Source organism: Roseburia sp. 1XD42-34 (assembly GCF_009917385.1).
In the GTDB taxonomy this organism is placed as follows: domain Bacteria; phylum Bacillota; class Bacilli; order Bacillales; family Amphibacillaceae; genus Virgibacillus.
This window is the reverse complement of record NZ_QWLJ01000006.1, coordinates 45,170-68,461: the sequence shown is the minus strand read 5'-3', so window position 1 is coordinate 68,461 and position 23,292 is coordinate 45,170. Positions and strand designations below refer to the sequence as shown.

The following is a 23,292-nucleotide window of genomic DNA, read 5'->3' as shown; positions in this document are numbered from 1 at the left end:
TTAACCTACCATTATGCTTTCTTATAATATGCTGGTATATTGTACGATTATTGTGCAAGCTGCCACCGTGTTAAAATAGCTTACCTCGTTTTCTATCATCCGCATCATACAAAATACATAGTTATAAGAAATAAACGGTATTCTTTGCTATTCCTGTTTTAAGCATAGGTTAAACCTGTTTGGGGTCGATTTATCCAATGAAGCTCCCATCAGTGGAATATTTTGTCCTCGCTGCTTGTTAGTTCCATAAGGATTGCTTAAAGACCACTAAACAAAATATTGCATTTGACTGTTGCGGTCGGATTTCCTCTACTGTTTTACTAATTTCGCATCATAGGTGAAAGGGATAGATTTGCTCCTGTAAACTTTCCCTTTCAAAACGACTAAAAGCAACTATTTACCGTATCTTTGCTTCATTTGCTGTAAATATTCTGTTGATTTCCCTTTAGGAATGCTTAAGCTTTTCCACTCATTACCTTTCAGCTGTTTCCCAATATATATAATTTGTCCAACATGCGAGGCATAATGAGCAAGCTGTCTTTCAACAGCTTCTAGCACCAGAATTGGCTGCTCTCGAATCTTTACATGTTTTAACAAATCTTCTGCTGATATTTGCTCCAATGCTTCAAATAACACGATCCAGCCCTCGTTCCATACAGTAAGCAATTCTTGTTTCGATGGAATCGTATTTATAAATTCCAGATCACGATGACGATTACTTTTTTCTCCATCCGATGTTAAAAAGTTTGTCCACCTTGACAGCATATTGCCTCTCATATGCTTAACAATTACTGCAATACTATTGGAAGCATTATTAAATGTCCAATGTATATCTGTTTCATCCAACTGCTCAAAAACGCCATCTCCCTGTTCCTTCATTTGCGCAAACCTTCGTTTAATTACCTGTAAATAAATAATCCCCAATTCCATAAACGCATCCTCTCCTTTTTCACATATAAGATTGGCTAGCTTTATAAATGAAACTCTATCCATCCCCACGGATTGTTAATTAAATCAAGCTATTACTGGTTGTTGATCACCTGCTTATAATACTTGGCTTTTGCTCGAATTCTTGGATTGGGTGCTTTGAGTCAATTAGACTGCGATAAATTACTACTTTCGCAATGGATATAATAAATAATAGCACCTTCCATTGCGCTCTCCAAATAGGATGAACAAAGGCGCAGAGCGTCCGGTTAGCAACGTAGCGAATAGAACGAATCAACGAAAGATAAAGTGAACCTTCCACCAGCGGGGTTTTCTTCATCCCGCTGATGGTTAGTACTGTAATGGTATGACCTAAAGGCCCTTACGAAATAGGGGATTTAGGTGCTGTTACCTCCCACTTCGACTTGTTCCGCTTGCATCTTCTATTCCTAGACCGTGGGAGCCTACAATGCCTTTTTACGGGATAAAGGAATCATGCCACTAAAACTGGGGTATACAGACGTCTGGGCGGCAAGCCCGTTTTTAGTCGGTCTTCCTCTTACAGGCGAACCAATGAGGCCTGATCGGAGGTCGCATTTCTAAAGTCGCATCGTTGCTGGCGATGGGACCAGACGTGGCTATTCGGTTATTTCATTACCCACAACACATCATTTTATAGTTTCTTATCTTCTTAAAAAGACCCGGCTCTCCAAAGAGCACCGAGTCCTCACCGTATCATTTAACCAAACATCGTCCACAGCTTACCGAACATGATCCATAGCTTTGAAAACAGATAGGAAAAGAAATTCTCAAATCCATTCCCTTCACCTTCCTCTTCTTTGCTATCTTCCTCTTTCGTGACAGTATATATTTTAACTGTTTCATGCCCTGCTAAATCAACGACTTTAAATTCAAATTCATTTTTTCCGTCTTCTAATTCAAGTTCTACTTCTATTTGTTCGTTGAAGCTATTTTTTCCATAAGGTTCCGAAAGCTCGTGTGTATATACATGGTCCCCGTCCACAAATACGTTGATATCATCAAAGTTATCCCGCACTTTCGCTTTTACTGTAAGCGTATCGGCTTTTGTTTTCTTTTTCCCTTTAATATTTAATTTTGCTTCCTTCGTATCAATAAAATAGCGACGACCTATCTCCGTTTCATTCCCGAGATTGTCCACTGCTTTAATATGCTTGAAATAATAACCGTCTTTTTTGTGCTTAACAGGTAGAGAAAATTCATAGCGTTTGTTTTCTTTATTAAACTCTAGTGTTGCTTTTTTACCATCTATCGTTACTTCTTTCACACCAGATTCATCCGTTACATAACCGGAGAAAACAACTTCTCGCTGATTATCCACTCCTAGATTCTCTGGAGTAACTAAGCGTAAATCAGGGGCAGTTTTATCTGGCTCCTGCATCTCTGCTTCTACTTCTGTTTCGTTTCCTGCATAATCCTTTACTCGTACCGTTATCGTAGCATCAGGATCTATATCCGATAAAGGGTGCTCTTTGTCGCCATTCACATAAGGCTCTTCCAGAACGGGCTCCTCATCTACAAAAATTTCCCAAGCAGCAACACCACTTCCTTTTTTAGCATCTTGCGCTGAAACCGTAAGCTTTTCATCATCAAAGCTATACGTGGCTTCTACCTTGGGGGCTGTTGTGTCCAAAATTATTGGGAGTTGCAACGTTTGCCATTCTGCGCCTTCATAATCGATTTTTGCTTCTGCCTGCAAATAATAGTTTCCTTCTGGAGCAGGTTTTCCTTTAATCTTTCCATCCCAAGCTCTATCGGAAGAAATAGAATAATAGGTTCCATTTCCAGAATCATAATAATCTTTTCTAAGTCCCGACTCTAAACGGATGGTACGGATTTTTTTTCCTTGTTCATCTAGTACGGTAAATCGCGCTTCTTTTGCATTTCTTAAAAATGACAATATGGGCAGAGCGTCATCTTTTACGCCATCATCATTCGGAGAAAAGGCAATTTTTTCAGGATGGATCTCTCCGGTGGCTAAATCTTCTCCTAAATAGTTATACTGCATGTCTCCATTTTCATCTTTACCAGCAGAAGTGACCACCCCTGTCATACCATAAAATGAATCCTCTTCCCATACTGGTTGATCAAAAATAGATGCTTTGTCCCATTCCCCTTTAAAGCCTACGTAAGGAACAGTTAACTGTGGATGTGTGTCTGTTGGATCTGTTAGCATAACAAAACCTTCCAACCAGTACCCACTTGTAAATATTTCCGATAACTCGTTATCAACAGAGCTTACATCAACGGTTACGGTAAAGGTAGTTTTACTGTTTGCAGGTACTTCTATCGTTGCCTGTTCTTTCCCGTTAATGGTTACAATATCCCCCAAATCATTCGCTGGTAAAAGATTTGGCGCGGTAACGAGGTTTTCATTGCTATTTGCAATTGCATCCGTTTGAGCAGTTGCTTTTACATCATAACTTACAGCTGTGTCTTGGAAATTTTCCGCAGTTAATTCAAAAGAAACCCGGTTCTCAGAAATCTCTTTTAGTGCAACTTTTGCTTCCTTTGTTTTCGATTCTGTAACTACAACTGGCGTAGTTAGTGCTGCATGAAGCTGCATGATACCGGAGCCTTGACGTCGTGGGGAAACTGGTTCTTCTTCATACTGTATTTGGTCTGCTGTATTCATTATGACGTTTTTGGCAAACTGAATCCGGTCTGCCTGCTCATAGCCAAACTCCTCCTCAACACGCTGTAAAACTAGCGTTCCACCTCCAGCTACATGTGGTGCAGCCATCGATGTCCCGCTCATTAAACCATATTGATTATCGTTTAGTGTAGAATAAATTTGCCCTCCCGGGGCGGTTATTTCTGGCTTGAAGTCAAGATTTGGCGTAAGCCCCCAAGAAGTGAATGCACTCATTTTCCCAGCGTCCGGGTTGTCAATCGTAGTCATTTCACCAGAAAATACAATATTCACTGGTTTCTCTTCTGTTAATGCTTGTGCAAGTTTATCACCATCACTTTTCAACATAAATAACTGCGGAATGGTGATGTCAGCGGAGGTCGCCATGCTAACAATCCCATCTGTATTATTATAAATAATAACGCCAGCAGCGCCGGCTGCTTGTGCATTTAACGCTTTATCCGTAAAAGATAATTCGCCACGTTGAATTAATGCGTATTTTCCTTCGGGATCTTTTCCTTCAAAGTCTTCGGGGTACCCAAGACCGGCATGGAATACAGGGAAGGAGGTGCCATCTGCTTCAGGACTTGTATTGCCTGCTGATAAAAAGGCTGCTGACTCTGCTTGACCGTCAATGGTGTAGGTTAACTTGTCTACTTCCATAAATGTATTTTCAAATGAAGCAACTTGAAATGAATCAGAAGAGACACCTGGTGAACCTGCTACACCATAATCCGGATTCGCCGCATCAGGATAAGCAAATCCATCTCCAAATAAAGCGGAATTACCTGCTGAAATGGACATAAGCACCCCATTTTCAACAGCGCGAGAAACAGCTTGTTGCTCAGGTGCCTCATCATTGACATAGCCAGCTGGCGAACCTAAGCTCATATTTAATGCGTCTGCACCTAGCTTAATTGCATCATCGATTGCTTTTATATAAATATCGCCGAAAGTAGACTGCATCGCTGGGTCATTGCCAAACACTTTCAATGCAAGCAGCTGTGCTTCTGGAGCAACCCCAACAACACCCTTGCTCTCTTCATCTCCATTTGCTGCAACAGTACCTGCAACATGCATCCCGTGATAATTTGCTTCAGCATGTATTTCTCGTATTTCACTGTTGTTATCCATATAATTATAGCCATAGGGGATTTTTTCGGTATAAAATTTTCCCGGAAGCGATTCGTTATTAATGATCTGTTCCACTTTATCTTCTGTTAGTTCAGCAGTTTGTTTATCAGATAACATCATATCCTGGTGAGTTGGGTCAATTCCGGTATCAATAATACCAACAACCATCCCTTCCCCCTTAAAGTCATATTCTCTCCAAGCCTGCTGTGCTTCTACTAATTCTTTACTATATTTCATATCAGGTTTAGCAATAGGACGTTTGTACTCATTTACAGTATGAACCTTTTTTACATTATGAATGTCTTTAATTTTTTTCAAATCACCTTGCTTTACCTCTGCACTAAAGCCATTGACAACCGTTGTAAATTCCTCGTAATAGGTCGCATCCACTTTTTTCTGTCTCATTTCTTCTTTTACCGATTTTTGTTTTTTCTTGGCATCATTCTCCAATTTCTTCTTTTCATTTTTCGGCATTTGCTTGAACATAATGCCCTTTTTTGTTGCTATTTCTATAGCTGGTTTATCTTCTACTTCTACAATGACTCGGACCTTTTTATTAGGATTACTCGTTTCTTTTAATTTTTCTGATGTCAGGTCTGGCTGATTTTTCATCTGAGGTAATTGCTTCACTGCATGTACCGTGGAAAAACTGCTAAACATAAGTAAAAATGCAAATAACATAATAAAAGAGCGTTTAATGGTCAATCTTAGCTTCATACAATTTCCCCCTTGGATTAAAATATTAATTTTCGGACAGTCACATAACCAGTATTAGAATATTAGGAAGGGAACAGAGGTTCAACAAACAAGGCTACATAATGTGTCATCATTACTGTTTTTTAGATTCATATCATCAGAAAAATCACCCTTTCTATTTCAATCTAAATATTCTGATATATTAAATCATATTAAAGTTGGTAATATATAGGAAGTGTAAATAGTCCTGTATTCCAATAGAAGAGAAGGGTCTTTTCGACAAATAACTACAGTATATGATCAGACTTATGGACTAGAATCAACGTGCTGAATAAAATCATAAGATAGATTTTTCGTGCTATCCTTGATGTTTTTTTAAATCTTTTTTTTAAATCTTAAAGAGAACCTTGATTTTCCTGCCATTTATTAGTGAGCGATATTTTAAGGATAGATGCAATTCAACTGGAGAAGCATGGTAGTTTTTTAACATAAAATTACGCTGTAGCTCGGATAATGAGCCCTTTTTCCCTACTATTATTAGAAAGTAAAACCCAGGATATAAATTGCCAAACGTCATCTAATCTATAAAGTGAATTTTCCATCAGTGGGATGGTTCATTTATCCCTTACTGATTGCTGTTATTTCCTACTTATTGTGGTACAGATTATCAACTCCTAAAGAGGTAGTCTTCCAGCCCCTCAGATATGGGGATAAAAGCAATCGTTCGTTAAAACAGGACCTTTGCAGTAGTTTTCGTCAAATTTCGCTAACCTATTTTCAAACTATTTTTCTGGCAAAAAATTGCAGTCCCATTTAATTGTTTATACAACACACTAAAAAACCCCTCTAACAAAGTGATAAAGGGGTTCTATAATCAAAATAATTATTCAAACCAGTTTGTGTGAAAGACGCCTTCTTTGTCTTTTCGTTGGTACGTGTGCGCTCCGAAGTAATCGCGCTGAGCTTGTACCAAGTTTGCTGGTAAATCAGCAGAACGATAGCTGTCAAAATAAGCAATAGCGCTTGAAAAAGCTGGGACAGCAATTCCATGCGTAATCGCAATAGCGACGACTTCGCGCAGAGCATGTTGGTAGTTTTCTACGATTTCTTTAAAGTATGGATCAAGCAGTAAATTAGCTAAGTCCGGTGTTCTGTCGTATGCATCTTTAATTTTTTGCAGGAATTGTGCACGAATAATACATCCTCCGCGCCAGATCATCGCAATCTCCCCGTAATTCAAATTCCAATCATTCTCTTCCGATTGCGCACGCATTTGTGCGAACCCTTGAGCATAGGAACAAATTTTACTCATATATAGTGCTTTTCTTACCGCTTCAATAAGCTCTTTTTTATCGCCGGTAAATTCCTGTTTCTCTGGACCATGTAGCTGTTCACTTGCGCGTACACGCTCATCCTTCATGGCAGAAATAAACCGTGCAAATACGGACTCAGTGATTAATGGAAGCGGTACACCTAGATCAAGAGCGTTTTTACTTGTCCACTTTCCAGTTCCTTTTTGTCCCGCCGTATCTAGAATAACGTCAACTAATGGCTTTTTAGTTTCTTCATCTTTTTTGGTGAAAATATCTGCTGTGATCTCGATAAGATAACTGTCTAATTCGCCCTTATTCCAATCTGCAAATACTTCATGCAACTCTTCGGCTCCCATACCGAGCACTTGCTTTAAAATAAAGTACGCTTCTGCTATAAGCTGCATATCCCCATATTCAATACCGTTGTGGACCATTTTCACATAATGCCCTGCACCATCTGGTCCAATATATGTTGTACAAGCAGCTCCATCGACTTTGGCCGCAATAGCTTCAAAAATTGGCGCTACTAGCTCATGCGCTTCTTTTTGGCCTCCTGGCATAATCGAAGGTCCCTTTAACGCTCCTTCTTCTCCACCTGATACACCTGTGCCAATAAAATGGATGCCTGATTTTTCAAGGACTTTATTACGACGTATCGTATCTTCATAAAGCGTATTACCACCATCAATTAAAATATCGCCTTTTTCCAAATATGGAAGAAGCGATTCAATGGTCGCATCTGTTGCAGCACCAGCTTTTACCATTAATAATATTTTTCGCGGTTTTTCCAGTGATGCCACAAATTCCTCGATTGTTTTCGTACCTTTAAATTGTTTTCCTTTTGCTTCATTGTCCAAAAAAGCATCTGTTTTATCGCCAGAACGGTTATAAACGGCAACCGAATAGCCACGGCTTTCCATATTTAAAGCTAAGTTTTTCCCCATTACTGCTAAACCGATAACACCAATTTGTTGTTTTTCCATGTTTGTAGGTCATTCCCTTCCAGGTTCTTACATCATGTGATAATGATACAACTTCTTTTATTATAATAAACTTTTCACATTTTGACGATTGATTATGTTTATTGATCTCTTTTTCGTTTAGTAACGAGCAGGCGAAGCATACGTAAAACTGGGCGCTTCCCTCCCATCACTATTCCGGCCATTTCGGCAAACAAATGGAGCAAAATAAGCACAATGATCGTAATGATAAAGGCAACTGTTATACTTGCATTGGAAAACAGCACTGCCATAATGCCAAACAATCCACTAAACCCGTATATGATTAGTACTGTTTTGCGATGACTGTATCCTGCTTGTAAAAGTTGATAATGAATATGCTTATTATCAGGCATCATAATATTCTCTTTATTATATGCTCTCCTTGCAATGGCAAACAATGTGTCAAATATTGGCACAGCCAGGACCATAATTGGAATAACAAAGCTAAACAAAGCAACATTTTTAAATAAACCGAGCATGGAAACTACGGCAATCATATAGCCTAAAAAATTGGAGCCTGTATCACCCATATAAATCTTGGCAGGGTAAAAATTGTGATATAAAAAACCGAGATTGCTGCCAATTAACACGATACATAAATAAGCGACTATGATTTGCATATCAATAAACGCCATAACACAAATACTGATTAAAGCAATGGTTGTGACCCCAGTTGCTAAACCATCTAGTCCATCAATTAAATTAATTGCATTGGTAATCCCGACCACCCAGAGGATCGTAATTAATACACTTGCAAATCCCAATTCAACGGTGCCAAAAAGCGGAAGCGTCAATTTTTCAATAATTAGTCCAGAAGAAACCAAGAACGATGCTGCGATCAATTGTCCTGTTAATTTAACAACTGGCTGAATGCTGAAACGGTCATCTAAAGCACCAGTTATAATAATCACAACTGCCCCAGCAGCAATTTCAGCTAAATGTGGGTGGCTTGGTTGTAAATATACTAACCCTGCAACCGTTCCAAAAAAAATGGCTAAACCTCCAAGACGAGGGGTTACTTTCGTATGTATTTTGCGATAATTTGGGAAGTCAACGGCACCGATAAAGATAGCTAATCTCTTTATAGGGTATGTCAGCAAAAAAGAAGTAATAACTGCAATACCAAAGGCTATAATTAAATCCACATAATTTATCATATTATTCTCCTAATATTCTGAGCTGTGTTCCTCTTCGTTTGAATTACAATAATCGACTTAAATTATATCGAATCCTAGCAGTTTTTAGCAAATTTTATTGTACAGACTCGTCAAACATGATAGGCTAATTTTGGGTGGGCTAAGATCATGATCTTATGAACAATAAAGGAAAACTTCTATACATAGGGGGGTTGGAAAAGTTGAACAAATGAGACTTTACTGGTTGTTAAGCAGACACTTATATTTGTTCACATCTCCTCTAATTTTTAAAGTGCGGGCTTACAGTCAGTCTTATAGAACGTTATCCTTTAAACTTAATGTAAGGTAAGTACCTGTAGGGGTTAGTCTAATTGGATTTGAAAAAACAAAATGAATCAGCCAGAGATCCTCATTTCCTCCAAGCAAATAAATGAAATTAAATTTTATCCAGCTAGAACGGAGCAAGCGACAATAAATAGAGCCATTTTACCAATTCTTAATCAAAGGAGGTTGTCCATGATCGCATATGTATTTGTTGCAGCAGCTGCATTAGCAATGCTCCCCATTTTAGTACTTTTTAAAATGAATGTAGAAAAATTAAAACAAGACCCAAGTCTACAAACTAAAGTTCAAACCAATATGATGATTGGTGTAGCAATAAGCGAATTTCTTCCCATCCTATTGATTATTTACGGCTTTTCTCAAATGGAACTCGTAACGGACGTTTCAGATCTATACACACCAGCAACTATTCTCATATTCCTAGTTGTTTTTACAGTGTTTTTTATATTTCTGCAGAATAAAGTAGATGTGCCAGAGGAAGCTAAATCTATAGTCAAGCAATTTTCTTTCATTAGTATCGCTCTAATACTAGCAATTCCTATTATTGCCTTCGTAGCGTTTTTTATGATGCTGCCTTAATTACATCCTCATCGACCTACTCAGATAAAATGGAAACAAGCTACTTTTAGCTCATAATGTGGACTAACCCCACATAAGTTATGTAAAGAGACGGAGCATAACCAAACCAGCGCTGCTATTTTAAAAAACGAGCAATAAAGTGGGCCTTCAATAAGTAGGGGTTTCTTTTATCCCCTACTTATTGTTAGTACCACAATGGTATGACTAAAGACCACTAAACGAAACGAGTATTTAAGCGTCGATATCTTGAAGTGGAAGTTTTACCTTATAAGCGGGATAAATAAATCGTTTGGTCTTTGCTATATTGTATTTGCTTTTGCCCATTTAGAACTATCGTTTAATTAGTTTTTCCCTTATTTTCCATATCCGATTCTAGACGTTGAATAAATTCTTCTGCTGCACTATAGCCTTGTTGTTTTAAATACCAGTTATTTGCCGCAGCTTCAATTAAGCCGACTACATCTCGTCCTGGTTGCAATTGAATTTCTATTGTGGGTATAGTAACCCCCATATAATCATTCGTTTTTGTCTCAAGTTCCAATTCGTTGTTTAAAGCATTTTTTTCCCATTCTGTTAAATGAATATCCAATGCGATACGTGTTTCTTCTTGAAATGCCTTCCTTCCATACAAACGAACGACATTTAGTAAACCGACACTTCGTAAAGCGAGAAACTCTTTATTCGTTTCATTATGTGTTCCCAACAAAGTATCGGGGCCAAGTTTTTTTAAAACAACGATATCATCCGCCACTAATCGATGCCCTCTACCTATCAACGTATGGGCAATCTCACTTTTTCCAATCCCTGATTTTCCACGAATGAGTATTCCGAGCCCAAAAATGTTAACACAAACAGCATGAATTGCTGTTTCTGGTGCTAATGACTTGATCATATAAGCATCATATTTTTCAATAAAAGTGGATGTAGGCTCTTTTGTACGAAGTAGCGGAATACCTTCCTCATTACAAAATTGAGTTAAATACATCAATCCTTCTTGTTCGGAAGTTACAATAAAACAAGGTGGATGGTATTTTACAATATTACCAATTCGCAACCTTCTTTCCTCATGTGTTAATTGATGTAAATAGGCGATCTCCTTTTTCCCTAACACCTGAACATGCTCCATTGGAAAAAAATCAAAAAAACCGATAAATTCCAGCCCAGGGCGATGTGTTCGTGGCTTCGTTATTATACGTTCTAATTCATCGTTTCCTGCCAAAATTTCTAAATTAAATTGTTTTACTAATTGCTTTACGGTGATGGATTTCATCATGATACGCTCCATTTCTATATATACCAGTAACTATATAACATTATATACGAACAGAAACAATAAAGGGTTCCACACGGGTTACTATGTACAGGAAGAACGCTTATGGTTAAATTGTACTAATCCCGTTAATTGTTTTATTATTTTAAATTAAAAGCTGCTGCATCATTAGATCATGGCAAAAAGACGAAAAGCCCTCTTGCTTTAAAGAGGACTTTTCGAAACAAAACCATATTTTCCATAATCCTAACTCATATGACTTCTTAAAACTGAAAATCAACTTGCTTTTTTTCTTGGTTCTCATATCCTTTCATATAATCAATTCTCCGTTGCGCAGAGGTCTTGCTCACCTGCTCATCAGCATGATAAGAAGAACGGACTAAAGGCCCTGCTTCACAATGCTTAAATCCTTTTTCCAAAGCTATTTTCTTTAATTCTTCAAATTCATTGGGATGATAATAGCGTTCAACTTGTAAATGCTTTTTCGTCGGTTGCAAATATTGACCAATTGTCATTATGTCTACTTGGTGAGCTAGCAAGTCATCCATTGCTTGAATAATTTCTTCTTTTTCTTCTCCCAAACCAACCATTATACTTGATTTTGTCGGCGTATTCGGCTTGATTTCTTTTACCCGCTGCAAAAGCTGAAGAGAACGATCATACATTGCCCTAGCCCGAACCCGTTTTGTTAACCGCCTTACTGTTTCAATATTATGATTAAAAATATCTGGCTCGCTATCCATTAACGTATGTAAGCTTTCATAATCCCCTTTCATATCAGAAGGCAGAATCTCAATCGTACAGCCTGGATTTTTACGTCTAACCGCCCGAACAGTTTCAGCAAAAACAGCTGCCCCTCCATCATTTAAATCATCACGAGCAACAGCTGTCACGACAACATGCTTTAGTCCCATGATTGCAACTGAATCGGCTACGCGTTCTGGTTCTCCCCAATCCAATTCATTTGGTAATCCTGTCTTGACGGCACAAAAGCGGCATCCCCTTGTACATGTATCACCTAAAATCATAAAGGTTGCTGTCTTTCTCTCACTCCAACATTCATGGATATTAGGACAACGAGCTTCTTCGCACACTGTATTGAGACGATTCTCCCGCATTAACTTCTTTAAACCGCGATATGACTGATTCGTATTGATTTTCGTTTTTAACCATGCAGGTTTTCTTAAGGGTGTTGTGTTTTTAGACATGAGAAACCGCTCCTTCTAATGGTAAATTAGCATATTTTTTTTCCGCTAACCGATACACTTCATTCCACTGGCTTTTTGTTAATGAAAATTCTTTCAGTTCAATTTCGAGACCTTCTGAAAAACCTTTTTTAAAAGCTGCTTTCACAGTGTCATACGAAACTTTTTTCTGTAAAACCCGGTTTATAGTTGTAGCTTTGTTCCAAAAAGCTTGCTTCTTTCTCGTTTTTATTTTCTCATTTGGAAAAACAAACATATCGAACAGCATATCTACATTCATCGATATAGGGATTGATCCGTGCTGAAGGAGTACTCCTTTTTTCCTCGTTTGTGCATTTCCTGAGAGTTTTTTACCATCCACGACCATTTCATAAAATGCTGGGCGCTCAAAACAAATATTGCTTCGCTCCTTAGATACCGATTCAGCATAACTTGCTTCTATTCCTAAATGGTTATATCCTTCCAGAATTCCTTTGGATAAATCATAATAGGCTTGGCGAATTGACGAAGCTACTGACGGATGCGTCTCGGAAATAACAATGCTATAAGTTAATTCATCGTCATGCAGCACAGCACTTCCGCCAGTCATTCTTCGTACCAATTGGCATTGGTGCTTTTGAACGCCTTCTAAATCAATTCTACCCTCTATTTTTTGAAAGTGCCCAATGGAAAGAGTAGGTTTCCTCCATTGATAAAAACGTAATGTTGGAGGTATTTTTGCTTCATAATGCCACTGTAACAGTGCTTCATCTAAAGCCATATTAATTGCAGCGTCATGAGGTACATTTTCTAAAAATCCCCACTGTTCTTTCATTTACAACCGCCTCCAGTTAGTGAAAATTCAGTCTGTGGTAGGTATACGATATCTTCCCGATCATCAAAATTGGGAATTTTTACCTCCTGTTCATTGTACAAAAAATAATTAAAAAAAGAAATTAATTATAAAGTGAAACTTCATTGCAGTAAAAGTTTGCTTCCCTCTCCTCCTGCATGTTAGTACCACAAGGGTATGCCTAAAGGCCATTAAAGAATCGGGCATTTAGGTGCCGTTTCCCCCCACGGAGACCTTTGATATCGACGCAAGGTTTTGAAGTAGGAGGCTTACCGCATCTTACATGTGGGATAAAATTGTACAAATAAAAAGAAGCTCACAAGAACTTGATATACCTAAAAGGATATTGGAATAGTTAGAAGAGGCTAAACAACCATTTTAAAATAGTTGGACAACCGTGGGAACAAATTGGTGTGTTATGGTTATATGGCAGTCATCGTAAAGTTATCTATTCAAAAGGTAAACGTCCGTCTAACCAAATCGCTACATATGCCCATATAAAAGAATTTAGGAAAAAAGATTAACGCAATTGGTAGAAGTTTCCAAAGAACATGAAGTAACACTATCAAAAATAACGGACATAATATAATACAAAGATAAAAAACTGCATTCCATTTACGTGAAATGCAGTCAGCTATGACTACACTTTCCCACGCAGGCATTATCCTGTTCGGGTACAAAGGGTCAAAACGGCACACGTTCCTCTCAGCTAACCACCTAGCTCCCCTAGTGTTAAAAAATTCTAATTTATTGATGAACTAAGTCTAGATTAGCAATAATGGTTGAAATTGTAAAGGAAAACTTTTGAAATGTAATTCTTCAAGCATATTAGAGGATAAATGTTTTTATTTGGTATAATTTAGATTATAAGCGCACTTACAGTTAATTTACCTAGCTGAATTACCAATTATTAAATTTCAGTTAGTATAATAGCGTTTATATGGTAACCAAAGATGTAAAAACCCAATTTCTTCATCCAATATTTTAACTATAGATAACTACTGTTTCTCTTACATATATTTCACTCGATAGCTAGCGCTCAGATTATTAAGATTATATACTACTTATGGAGGGTGGCAAAATGAACTCTATCCTAGATGAGATATTATTAAAATACCAAACCTTAAGCAGAACTGAAAAAAAGGTTGCTGACTATGTAATAAACAATAGCCAACATATATTAAATATACATATAAAAGATTTAGCCCATCAAGTAAGTGTTTCTGTAGCAACGGTTACCCGCTTTTGTAAAAAAATTGGGGTGCGTAACTTTGTAGAATTTAAAATATTATTACGTGATGCAGTCGAAGAAACCACCGAGTCAAATGAAGCAATAGAAAATGTAACACAAGTGTATAACTCTGTGATTAAATCAACTCACTCTGTAGCATCTGTGAATGATTATGAACTCGTCTCCAACTGGATTCAAAACGCGAAGCGCATTCATATCTATGGGATTGGTAGCTCGGGTTTGTCCGCGGAGGAACTCAAAATAAGATTAACAAGAATGGGCTATAGTGTGGATACACATACAGATTCACATGCTATGATTATAAATGCATCTATCCTAACAGCAAACGATATTGTTATTGCAATCTCTTCTTCTGGTGAGACGAAAGAAGTAATTGATAGTGTACAAATAGCCAAGTCTAAAGGAGCGAAGATAGTCTCCATTACCAATTTTTCAGAAACGAATTTAGCGAACCAATCAGATATCATCCTGTATACGGTAAGCGTACAGCACTATCGGGCAAAAAATTTTATGAACAGTCAGTTATCCATCTTAATTTGTTTAGACATTCTAAGTATGATGCTATTAACAACTGAACGGGCAAATATTACATACAACCAAACATTATCTACGTTAGAAACACATAAAAAAATATAGCAGCGCCACTTAGTGGCTACTGCTATATTTCTGAATTATATCTGCAAATGACCTAGTGATTAATTGTGGTCTAGTAATTGCACTCCCTACTACGACGAAAAATGCACCGTGTTCAAGGGCTTTAAGGGCTGTTTCTGGTGTACTAATTTTACCTTCTGCAATGACAGGGATGGATACCGCTGATCGAATCTCATGTAATAGTTGGAAATGGTTTGCTGCGATATGTTGTCCTTTTGTTTCTGGCGTATAACCTACTAACGTTGTCGATACGCAATCAAATCCCAATGCCGCAGCATATTTTGCTTCCTCTACTGTAGAAATATCGGCCATTATTTCCGTATTGGATTGCATCTTGATAAAATTCATGATATCTTCTAAACTTTCGCCTCTTGGACGCTTTCGCATAGTTGCATCCATAGCAATAATATCTGCACCTACCTCTAACAAAGCTTTCACTTCTTTTTTTGTAGGTGTAATATAAACATCACTATCTTCGTAATCTTGTTTAATTAAACCGATGATTGGAACATTCACTTGATTTTTAATGGCTTTTATATCAGCTACAGAGTTAGCTCTAATTCCTTTCGCTCCCCCTTGAACAGCTGCTAATGCCATTTTCGCCATTATTTCTGAGGAATACAATGGCTCATCTTCTAGTGCCTGGCAAGATACAATCAGTTGGTTCTCTAGCTGCTTTACATACATATCACAAATCTCCCATTTTATTTTCAATATTGTTTTTAATCGTTGTTACCTCTGGTCCGTAAATTACTTGAACTCCATTCCCTTTGGCAACTACACCTTTTGCACCGGTTTTCATAAGTGCATCTTTTTGCACACGCGCTTGATCGAACACACTTACTCTTAAACGCGTAGCACAATTATCTACATCTTTAATGTTAGCTTTGCCACCAAGTCCATCTATAATTGCAAGTGCTTGTCCCTCTGGAGTAAACTTTTGCACCTCCATATCTTCATCCTGACGGCCAGGTGTTTTTAAATTAAACTTTGCAATCGCAAATCGGAATGTAAAGTAATATAAGAAAAACCAGAATACACCAATAACTGGAACCCATATCCAATTTGTTTTTTGTATCCCCTGCAAAACGCCAAAGAGTAAGAAATCAATAAATCCACCTGAAAAGGTTTGTCCTATGGTAATCTCGCACATATGTGCCAACATAAATGCTAAGCCATCAAAAAAAGCATGGATAACGTAAAGAATCGGGGCAACAAACAAGAAAGAGAATTCAATCGGTTCTGTTATCCCTGTTAAAAAAGACGTTAAACCGGCAGATAACATTAATCCTAATACTATTTTTTTGTTTTTTGGTTTAGCCATTTGATAAATAGCTAAACAAGCACCAAGTAGCCCAAACATCATCGTAATATGTCTACCAGCCATGAAGCGCGCAGTTCCAATATAAAATTGTTCCACTTCTGGTTGCGCTAATTGAGCAAAAAAGATTCTTTGTGTGCCTTCAACTAAATTACCATCCACAATCATGGATCCGCCAAGACTCGTTGTCCAAAATGGAATGTAGAAAATATGATGTAAACCAAATGGACCAAGTAATCTTAATATAAATCCATATAGGAAAGTGCCTAAATAACCTGTTGCTTCTACTAATCCGCCTAACGAAAAAATGCCTGTTTGAATAATTGGCCACACATAATATAAAATAACACCTAATATAATGGACATAAATGCAGTAATAATGGGAATAAATCTGGAGCCTCCAAAAAACCCTAAAAACTTCGGAAGGTCTACATTGTTATATCGTTGATGTAGATAATAAGTTAGTAAACCTAAAATAACCCCACCAAATACTCCCGTCTCTAAAGATTGAATGCCTAAGATCGTTCCTTGCCCAACTTCGGCTAAATTATTTTCAGCTAGCTTTCCAGTAATAGTTAACATCGCATGAATGGTTGCATTCATTACTAAATATCCCAACACTGCCGCCAAACCCGCTGTTCCTTTATCATTTCTGGCTAATCCGATTGCAACTCCTACAGCAAAAATCAATGCTAAATTTGCGAACACAATATTGCCTGCCGAGCTCATAATGGTAAAGATAGCCTGTAGCCATTTTTGATCTAAGAAAGGGTATACTTCGATCGTTGCCGGATTACTAAAGGCGCCCCCGATACCAAGTAACAAACCCGCTGCAGGCAGTACCGCAATGGGAAGCATAAAAGACTTACCAAACCTCTGTGCTTGTTCAAAAAATGCTTTTTTCATTTTATTTAACACCCCGTCTCTTTAATAGTTTATGACTTTCATTTTAGAACGTAATCGGAAGCGCATACACAACGGAATTTAAAATTCACCTCATTATGAATGATTTGCAATAAAGTGAAACTTTATTGCAGTAGTAGTTTGCTTCCTTTTTCTACTGAATGTTAGTACAGCAAAGGGTAGGACCTAAAGATCCTTTAACGAATCGGACATTTAGGTGCATTTTCTTAAAACTTAAGACTTAAGGCTTAGATCTTTTGTATCCACTCAAGATTTCGAAGTGAGAGTCTTTCGGATCTTTGCATGCGGGATAAATGATTTTTGCTTGATAATAATTTACAAAAATATTATAAAACAGATAATCATTTTAATCAAGAGCTATTAAAAATTTAGTTTTTTTGTTTCGACAAACCTCTCTACAAGCTGAAGTAAATAGGGTGTGAAATTTTTAATGGGTTCAAAACTTGGATAGCGATCACCAATGACGCATAATAAATTTTCCCCCAAGTCGGTTTCATTCCCCGTTGCCGTTGATTAATGGACCAAAGATAAGATGTAAAGATCTTTTGCTAAATAGGGCATTTAGCTATTGTTTTCCACTTTAATTTATGGAGGTAAAAGTGATCCGACTATGAAATGTGTGTATCCATATAGAACAATGGCGAGAGGTACCCGTTTAGCAAGGAGCAATCAGAACGAAACAATGAAAGGTAAAGGAATCATACTCTTACAACAGGAGTATGCCGACGTCGGCGACAATCCTGTTTTTAGTCGGCTTTCCCCTAAACTAAGAACCAATGATGACTTCTGATAGGGACAATGATGATAGTTGCTGGGCGCTTCGCCGGACGTGGCTATTTTAGTTATTCCCATATCCCAAAGCAACAAATTTTATGCTTTTTGATAAAAAAAGACCCAAATCTATGAAAGACTTGGGATACAAAATGGATAAAGAAAACCTCCCATATGCGAAACGTTCACTTCCTCCACATGATAGTTCGTTGAATAAATCTAGGTTGTTGATTATCGCTTATAATTCTTGGCATCTCCCCCATCTTGAAGGGATACATTCAGTTACCCTTAGATAAAGTAAACTTCCTTTAGCAGGAGTTTTCTTCCATCCCCTGCTGAATGTGAGTACCTAGAATGGTATGGCCTAAAGGTCCTTAAACGAATCGGGCATTTAGGTGCCGTTTTCTCCTACTTACCTTTTGTATCAAATCAAGAAGTGGTGTCTTACAGCACCTTAAAGGCGGGATAACCTTTTCTCAGTCCTTTCCTATGTTTACTAAAGCAAGTGCTTGATCTAATACTTTATCACCTTGAAGCATGCCATATGCCATTTGGTCAATAACTTCTACAGCTACGCCTTTTGGTTCAAGCTGTGCCTTTATTTTCTTTTCTAAATAACGCACTTGAGGACCAATTAGCACAACATCTAGGTCTTCGATTTCATTTTTCAGTTGAGTTTCTGGAATAGCACGAATATCTACTTCTAGATTACGGCTATCCGCTGTTTCTTTCATTTTTTTAACGAGCATAGATGTGGACATGCCAGCTGAACAAACAAGGATAATTTTCACTACTTCGCCCCCTCTATTGTTTCCATTTTTTCGTATAGTTCAATTATTTCAACAGCCAGCTCTTTTACTGTTAACGCTGTCATCAAATGATCTTGAGCATGAACCAGTATGACGGTAACGTCCGTATGTTTTCCTTCTGCCTCTTGCTGCAGCAGTTTCGTTTGTATATGATGTGCTTCTGTAAATGCCTCTTCCGCTTCTTCGATCATCGTACGTGCTTGCTCAAACTGGTACGCCTTCGCCTTTGATATCGCTTCCATAGAAAGCGATCGAGCATTACCTGCGTGCAGGATAATAGAAAATGAAAGCTGTTGTAATTCTTCCTTTACCATCATTTTGCTTTTCCCTCATTTCTGTTCAACATTCTCACTCCCGCCATAACAAACGGTATATACATAACAATAGCAAGCGCTAAATTAAATAATTGTAACACAACGCCTCTAAAGCTTCCTCCTGTTACGAGATAGCCACTTAGAATAGGTGGTGTTGTCCATGGCAAGATGGCAACTGTCCTAGGTACTAACCCTGTTGCAATAGCAATATAAGACGTAATGGTAAGCGTTACAGGAACTAAAATAAATGGAATTAACATCACTGGATTTAACACGATTGGTAAACCAAAAATCACTGGTTCGTTAATATTAAATAATCCTGCTGGAGCAGATAACTTAGCTACTTGTCGATAAGGATGGTTCTTCTCTCTGCGAATAACGACAAAGACAGCAATTAACAAAGCAATCGTTGTTCCAGAACCTCCCATAAAAACGAACGAATCTAAAAATGGTTTTGTTACAATGTTAGGTACTTCAAATGCCGACATCCCACTCTTAAACAGATTAAGGTTTTCTTCAATTAATGGCAAATAAACAGGTTCAATTACAGAGCCGATAATATTCGTTCCATGTAATCCGAAGAACCAAAGCAAGTGATTTAAAAAAGAAACAAGCATAGCAGCAGGCAATGTATTTCCTAAGCCTTGCAACGGCTCTTGAATAATGTTAAAGATAACTTCAAAAATACTCTTCTCAGCAAACACAGTCATCATGGCTTGGAAAAATCCAACTAAAATTAAAATGAGTACAGCAGGGATTAGCGCTTCAAAAGATCTAGTTACACCGTCAGGAACGCCCTCTGGCATCTTAATCGTCATCTTGGATGTAATTAAAATTCGAAACAACTCAGTGACTACTAAAGCTAATATGATTCCGACAAACAATCCTTGTGTTCCAAGCCATCCCATGTTTAACCCGCCATCACCGGTGATAGGCACCAGCATGATAAATCCAGCACCTGCTATTAAACCAGCGGCAAGGCCATCAACATCGTAGGACTTAGCTAAATTATACGCAATGGAAAAGGTAACTAAAAGACCTAAAATGGCAAATGTTCCATTCCAAATACTTCCCCCCACCGCCTGCCAGTTTCCTTCACCAAAAATCCCATTCATCCATTCAACAAAATTAAACGCCCCAAACGGAGGAAAATTATTAATTAGAATGGCTAGCGACCCGACAATAATCAGTGGCATGATGGCTACAAATCCATCACGTACAGCAACAAGATGACGTTGTGACCCAATCCGACCCGCAATTTCAATGAATTTTTGCATTGCTTTACTATTCATTTCTATACCCCCATAATTAAAATTGTGGTAAGTAATCTTTATGTGCTTCTAATAACGCATCTAGTAATAACTTGCTGTCAACTTCATCACCTATCAATGGATTCATAACCATTGCCAGGTAGGCATCTTTATAATTACCGGTTATACTTGCCCGGATCACTAATTCCTCAAATGCCTTCATTTGATAAATATGACCTTTCACACTGTTTGGTAAAGCCCCAACTGTAATTGGCTGTGGTCCATTTTTCGTAATAACGCTATTCACTTCAATCACCGAATCTTCCGGCAGCTCAGGGATAGCGCCTTTATTTAATGTGTTAACCGTCTGGATATCTGCTTTATTATTATAAATGGAGTCCATTAAACTGCATGCTACATCACTATAAAAAGCCCCGCCTCTTTCTTCTAACTCTTTTGGTTTATCACAAAGATTAGGATTTTTATATAACTCGAATAAAGATTTTTCCAGTCTTCTTACGACTTCCGCACGTGTCCCATTTTCTTCTAGCGCCTGCTGATCTTTCTTTAGTACCGCTGCGGTTTGAAAATAATATTGGTGATAAGGATTTGGCAGTAATGAGGTTGCTTCAATAAACGTTTTCGACCAACCAAGATTTACAATATTAGCTGGCGAATAATCTAATCCTTGACTCACTTTCGTCAGTACTTCACTTGTACGGTCGACACCGCTAACTAATACTTTTCGACCGAATACGTAATGATTTAAGCCAAGAAATTCAATCATCACGTTCTCAGGCTTCGTATTTAAAATTTCAGCAGTCGAATAACGCATATTATAAGGAATGTTACACACCCCAATTACTTTTTTATGCGGTGAGTGCTTTAACAATGCTTCTGTTACAATACCTGCAGGATTTGTAAAATTTATCATCCATGCCTGTGGACAGATTTCGTGAACATCTTGAGCTAACTCTAATAAAACCGGTATCGTACGTAATGCTTTAAATATTCCCCCAGCACCATTTGTTTCTTGACCGATATACCCATGCTGGAGAGGAATACGCTCGTCTTTTGATCTTGCTGTTAACCCACCTACTCTTATTTGCGTTGAGACAAAATCAGCCTGTTTTAATGCCTCCTTCCTATCTAATGTCCATGATAATTTTATTGGTTTGTTGGATTTTTCAATCATCCGTCTTGCTAACTGGCCAACGATTTCAAGCTTTTGCTTTCCTTCCTCAATATCAACTAAGACTATTTCTGTAACGGGAAATGAATGATGGCGCAAAATAATTCCCTCAATAATCTCTGGTGTATAGCTGGAACCGCCACCAACTACGACTAATTTGATTGTCATACGATTTATCTCCTTTGCTGTAGTGTATACTGCTCATAGATGTATATAATTCTATTAAATCACTTAAAATGTATCATACAATTAAACATATGTAAATACATTTTAATATATTTGTTATTTGTAATAACATTTATACGAATAAGTTGTATTTACATAGATAATCTTGTAAACTTTGACTAACATCACTCTTATTTGAAATTAGTGCATTTATGAACGTAGCGTACATATATAGAACACATAAATGCATACCGCAGCAGACAAAATTTTGTGTGCTCTTTGTTCATTTTAGTTAAAGTAGCAATTTGTAACTGACAACTTATAAAAGTGTAACTATAAAGGAAAGTCTATTAGTAGTGATTTTCTTTGTCCCCATGGAACGTTCGTATCGCATGAATACGACCTGAGTCCCTTTGAACAAAATCGGACATTGGTTTGCAAAGCTGCAAGATGATTATCCTCCAAGGTCTTACCTCATAAGATGGATGGATAGGTATAACTGCTAGTTACATGCTGGATAAAACAAATGCTATAAATGGTTACAACAAATCATACTATGGGATTGTCAAAAGTGACCTAAAATCCTTTTTAAAACGCCTAATGTATGTGAGCCAATAATAAAGTGGTGTTTACCAAACTAATCCAATTATTGTATTTTTACGACGACCTGATGATATATATTTTCCTTGTCATAAGTTAGGGGAGAAAACCTATAACGGAGAACTAATTATGTAGTAGAAAGGAGAGCAACATGGAGAAAAACCGATCCTTGCATGCTTTTATTAAGGAAGATTTACTAAACCAAATCAAAGCAAATAAATATAAACCGGGAGACAAAATCCCAACAGAATTAGAGCTATGTAAAGATTTCAATGTAAGCCGTACAACAGTTAGAACTGCGTTAAATCAATTAACACTTGAAGGATATTTAGAACGTCATCAAGGAAGGGGCACCTTTGTAGCAGACCAGAAGTTAAAACAAACCTTGACTCAAACAGTGAAACGGTATAGCGATCAAGTAGCTGTTCAAGGTAAAGAAGCAGAGATTTTTGTTCTCTCCATCACGGTTATTCCAGCAAACGAATTTTTAAGCCAACAACTAGAAGTCTCGTCCAAAGCTCCTATTCAACGTATTGAAAGAATTCGCAAAGCAAACAATGAACCAACCCAATATGAGATCGCTTTCATCCCTTGGGATGTTGCACCAGGTATCTCAAAGGAACAAGCGGCTACATCACTTTATGCCTCATTAAAAACTGACTTTGGAGTGCATATTGCTAAAACAATGGAGCAGATTGAAATAACACTTGCAGATGAAATCAGTTCAAAACACTTGGAGTGTGAGTTAAATGCTCCTTGTTTTCATATCGAAACTATTGCTGAAAATGAACATCAAGAAAAAGTGGAATATTCCCGTGCTTACTTTAGAGGAGATAAAACCAACTTTGTAATTGAGCGAAAGTACCCAAAGGAAAACACATCCACATAACCAAAGACCTTGTATCTTTTCTAGCGACTAGCTACGAAGTCTGAA

At 37.6% G+C, this 23,292-nt stretch carries 16 protein-coding genes and 1 riboswitch; of the genes, 3 read left to right on the top strand and 13 right to left on the bottom strand.

The genetic code is table 11. The features are described 5' to 3' along the window. Positions 1-393: 393 nt before the first annotated feature. The 4 genes from D1839_RS04815 to D1839_RS04800 form a co-directional block, all read right to left on the bottom strand. Positions 394-930 carry a DUF1572 family protein gene (locus D1839_RS04815; protein WP_120378908.1) on the bottom strand — a complete coding sequence of 179 codons (537 nt, stop codon included), beginning with the start codon at positions 928-930 and terminating at the stop codon, positions 394-396. A gap of 736 nt (positions 931-1,666) precedes the next feature. Continuing rightward, positions 1,667-5,449 carry a S8 family serine peptidase gene (locus tag D1839_RS04810; RefSeq protein ID WP_120378907.1) on the bottom strand — a complete coding sequence of 1,261 codons (3,783 nt, stop codon included), beginning with the start codon at positions 5,447-5,449 and terminating at the stop codon, positions 1,667-1,669. Between the two features lie 862 nt (positions 5,450-6,311). Beyond that, positions 6,312-7,724 carry an NADP-dependent phosphogluconate dehydrogenase gene (gene gndA / locus D1839_RS04805; protein ID WP_120378906.1) on the bottom strand — a complete coding sequence of 471 codons (1,413 nt, stop codon included), beginning with the start codon at positions 7,722-7,724 and terminating at the stop codon, positions 6,312-6,314. 98 nt (positions 7,725-7,822) lie between these two features. Next, positions 7,823-8,899: a glycosyltransferase family 4 protein gene (locus D1839_RS04800; protein WP_120378905.1), complete on the bottom strand. Its 1,077-nt coding sequence runs from the start codon at positions 8,897-8,899 to the stop codon at positions 7,823-7,825. Positions 8,900-9,394: 495 nt separating this feature from the next. On the opposite strand from D1839_RS04800, the gene D1839_RS04795 reads away from it, so the two are divergent. Beyond that, positions 9,395-9,799, top strand: coding sequence for a hypothetical protein (locus tag D1839_RS04795; protein WP_120378904.1), 405 nt, complete (start codon positions 9,395-9,397; stop codon positions 9,797-9,799). Positions 9,800-10,136: 337 nt separating this feature from the next. On the opposite strand, the gene hprK is transcribed toward D1839_RS04795, so the two are convergent. The 3 genes from hprK to D1839_RS04780 all read right to left on the bottom strand — a co-directional run bounded on the left by hprK (position 10,137) and on the right by D1839_RS04780 (position 13,088). Then, positions 10,137-11,072 carry an HPr(Ser) kinase/phosphatase gene (gene hprK, locus D1839_RS04790; RefSeq protein ID WP_199689968.1) on the bottom strand — a complete coding sequence of 312 codons (936 nt, stop codon included), beginning with the start codon at positions 11,070-11,072 and terminating at the stop codon, positions 10,137-10,139. A 260-nt stretch (positions 11,073-11,332) separates the two neighbouring features. Beyond that, a complete protein-coding gene (gene lipA, locus D1839_RS04785) occupies positions 11,333-12,277 on the bottom strand; it encodes a lipoyl synthase (protein WP_120378902.1) in 945 nt (314 codons plus the stop codon). Continuing rightward, positions 12,270-13,088 carry a lipoate--protein ligase family protein gene (locus D1839_RS04780; RefSeq protein WP_120378901.1) on the bottom strand — a complete coding sequence of 273 codons (819 nt, stop codon included), beginning with the start codon at positions 13,086-13,088 and terminating at the stop codon, positions 12,270-12,272. The genes lipA and D1839_RS04780 overlap by 8 nt, the downstream gene beginning before the upstream one ends. A gap of 648 nt (positions 13,089-13,736) precedes the next feature. Then, a riboswitch (TPP riboswitch) is annotated at positions 13,737-13,844 on the bottom strand. A 343-nt stretch (positions 13,845-14,187) separates the two neighbouring features. Between D1839_RS04780 and D1839_RS04775 the strand changes: the two genes are divergently transcribed. Then, positions 14,188-14,994 carry a MurR/RpiR family transcriptional regulator gene (locus tag D1839_RS04775; protein WP_120378900.1) on the top strand — a complete coding sequence of 269 codons (807 nt, stop codon included), beginning with the start codon at positions 14,188-14,190 and terminating at the stop codon, positions 14,992-14,994. Positions 14,995-15,003: 9 nt separating this feature from the next. Here the strand turns inward: D1839_RS04775 and D1839_RS04770 are convergent, their stop codons facing one another. The 6 genes from D1839_RS04770 to D1839_RS04745 all read right to left on the bottom strand — a co-directional run bounded on the left by D1839_RS04770 (position 15,004) and on the right by D1839_RS04745 (position 21,761). Further along, positions 15,004-15,699, bottom strand: coding sequence for an N-acetylmannosamine-6-phosphate 2-epimerase (locus D1839_RS04770; RefSeq protein ID WP_120378899.1), 696 nt, complete (start codon positions 15,697-15,699; stop codon positions 15,004-15,006). 1 nt (position 15,700) lies between these two features. Beyond that, the gene (locus D1839_RS04765; protein WP_120378898.1) at positions 15,701-17,239 is read right to left on the bottom strand and encodes a PTS transporter subunit EIIC; all 1,539 of its coding nucleotides are present in this window, start codon (positions 17,237-17,239) and stop codon (positions 15,701-15,703) included. 1,265 nt (positions 17,240-18,504) lie between these two features. Further along, positions 18,505-18,819, bottom strand: coding sequence for a PTS sugar transporter subunit IIB (locus D1839_RS04760; RefSeq protein WP_120378896.1), 315 nt, complete (start codon positions 18,817-18,819; stop codon positions 18,505-18,507). Then, positions 18,819-19,154, bottom strand: a complete 336-nt coding sequence (locus tag D1839_RS04755) for a PTS lactose/cellobiose transporter subunit IIA (protein ID WP_183030203.1) — start codon at positions 19,152-19,154, stop codon at positions 18,819-18,821. The genes D1839_RS04760 and D1839_RS04755 overlap by 1 nt, the downstream gene beginning before the upstream one ends. After that, entirely contained in the window at positions 19,151-20,443 is a 1,293-nt protein-coding gene (locus D1839_RS04750; protein ID WP_120378895.1) for a PTS sugar transporter subunit IIC, read from the bottom strand. The genes D1839_RS04755 and D1839_RS04750 overlap by 4 nt, the downstream gene beginning before the upstream one ends. A 16-nt stretch (positions 20,444-20,459) precedes the next feature. After that, a complete protein-coding gene (locus tag D1839_RS04745; RefSeq protein ID WP_120378894.1) occupies positions 20,460-21,761 on the bottom strand; it encodes a 6-phospho-beta-glucosidase in 1,302 nt (433 codons plus the stop codon). A gap of 748 nt (positions 21,762-22,509) precedes the next feature. Between D1839_RS04745 and D1839_RS04740 the strand changes: the two genes are divergently transcribed. Then, positions 22,510-23,247, top strand: coding sequence for a GntR family transcriptional regulator (locus D1839_RS04740; protein WP_120378893.1), 738 nt, complete (start codon positions 22,510-22,512; stop codon positions 23,245-23,247). Positions 23,248-23,292: the final 45 nt, after the last annotated feature.

Excerpts from the sequence above, each read along its gene's own strand:
- D1839_RS04815 (WP_120378908.1), bottom strand. The coding sequence starts at position 930 with ATGGAATTGGGGATTATTTATTTACAGGTAATTAAACGAAGGTTTGCG.
- D1839_RS04810 (WP_120378907.1), bottom strand. The coding sequence starts at position 5,449 with ATGAAGCTAAGATTGACCATTAAACGCTCTTTTATTATGTTATTTGCA.
- gndA (WP_120378906.1), bottom strand. The coding sequence starts at position 7,724 with ATGGAAAAACAACAAATTGGTGTTATCGGTTTAGCAGTAATGGGGAAA.
- D1839_RS04800 (WP_120378905.1), bottom strand. The coding sequence starts at position 8,899 with ATGATAAATTATGTGGATTTAATTATAGCCTTTGGTATTGCAGTTATT.
- D1839_RS04795 (WP_120378904.1), top strand. The coding sequence starts at position 9,395 with ATGATCGCATATGTATTTGTTGCAGCAGCTGCATTAGCAATGCTCCCC.
- hprK (WP_199689968.1), bottom strand. The coding sequence starts at position 11,072 with ATGATGAAATCCATCACCGTAAAGCAATTAGTAAAACAATTTAATTTA.
- lipA (WP_120378902.1), bottom strand. The coding sequence starts at position 12,277 with ATGTCTAAAAACACAACACCCTTAAGAAAACCTGCATGGTTAAAAACG.
- D1839_RS04780 (WP_120378901.1), bottom strand. The coding sequence starts at position 13,088 with ATGAAAGAACAGTGGGGATTTTTAGAAAATGTACCTCATGACGCTGCA.
- D1839_RS04775 (WP_120378900.1), top strand. The coding sequence starts at position 14,188 with ATGAACTCTATCCTAGATGAGATATTATTAAAATACCAAACCTTAAGC.
- D1839_RS04770 (WP_120378899.1), bottom strand. The coding sequence starts at position 15,699 with ATGTATGTAAAGCAGCTAGAGAACCAACTGATTGTATCTTGCCAGGCA.
- D1839_RS04765 (WP_120378898.1), bottom strand. The coding sequence starts at position 17,239 with ATGAAAAAAGCATTTTTTGAACAAGCACAGAGGTTTGGTAAGTCTTTT.
- D1839_RS04755 (WP_183030203.1), bottom strand. The coding sequence starts at position 19,154 with ATGATGGTAAAGGAAGAATTACAACAGCTTTCATTTTCTATTATCCTG.
- D1839_RS04750 (WP_120378895.1), bottom strand. The coding sequence starts at position 20,443 with ATGAATAGTAAAGCAATGCAAAAATTCATTGAAATTGCGGGTCGGATT.
- D1839_RS04745 (WP_120378894.1), bottom strand. The coding sequence starts at position 21,761 with ATGACAATCAAATTAGTCGTAGTTGGTGGCGGTTCCAGCTATACACCA.
- D1839_RS04740 (WP_120378893.1), top strand. The coding sequence starts at position 22,510 with ATGGAGAAAAACCGATCCTTGCATGCTTTTATTAAGGAAGATTTACTA.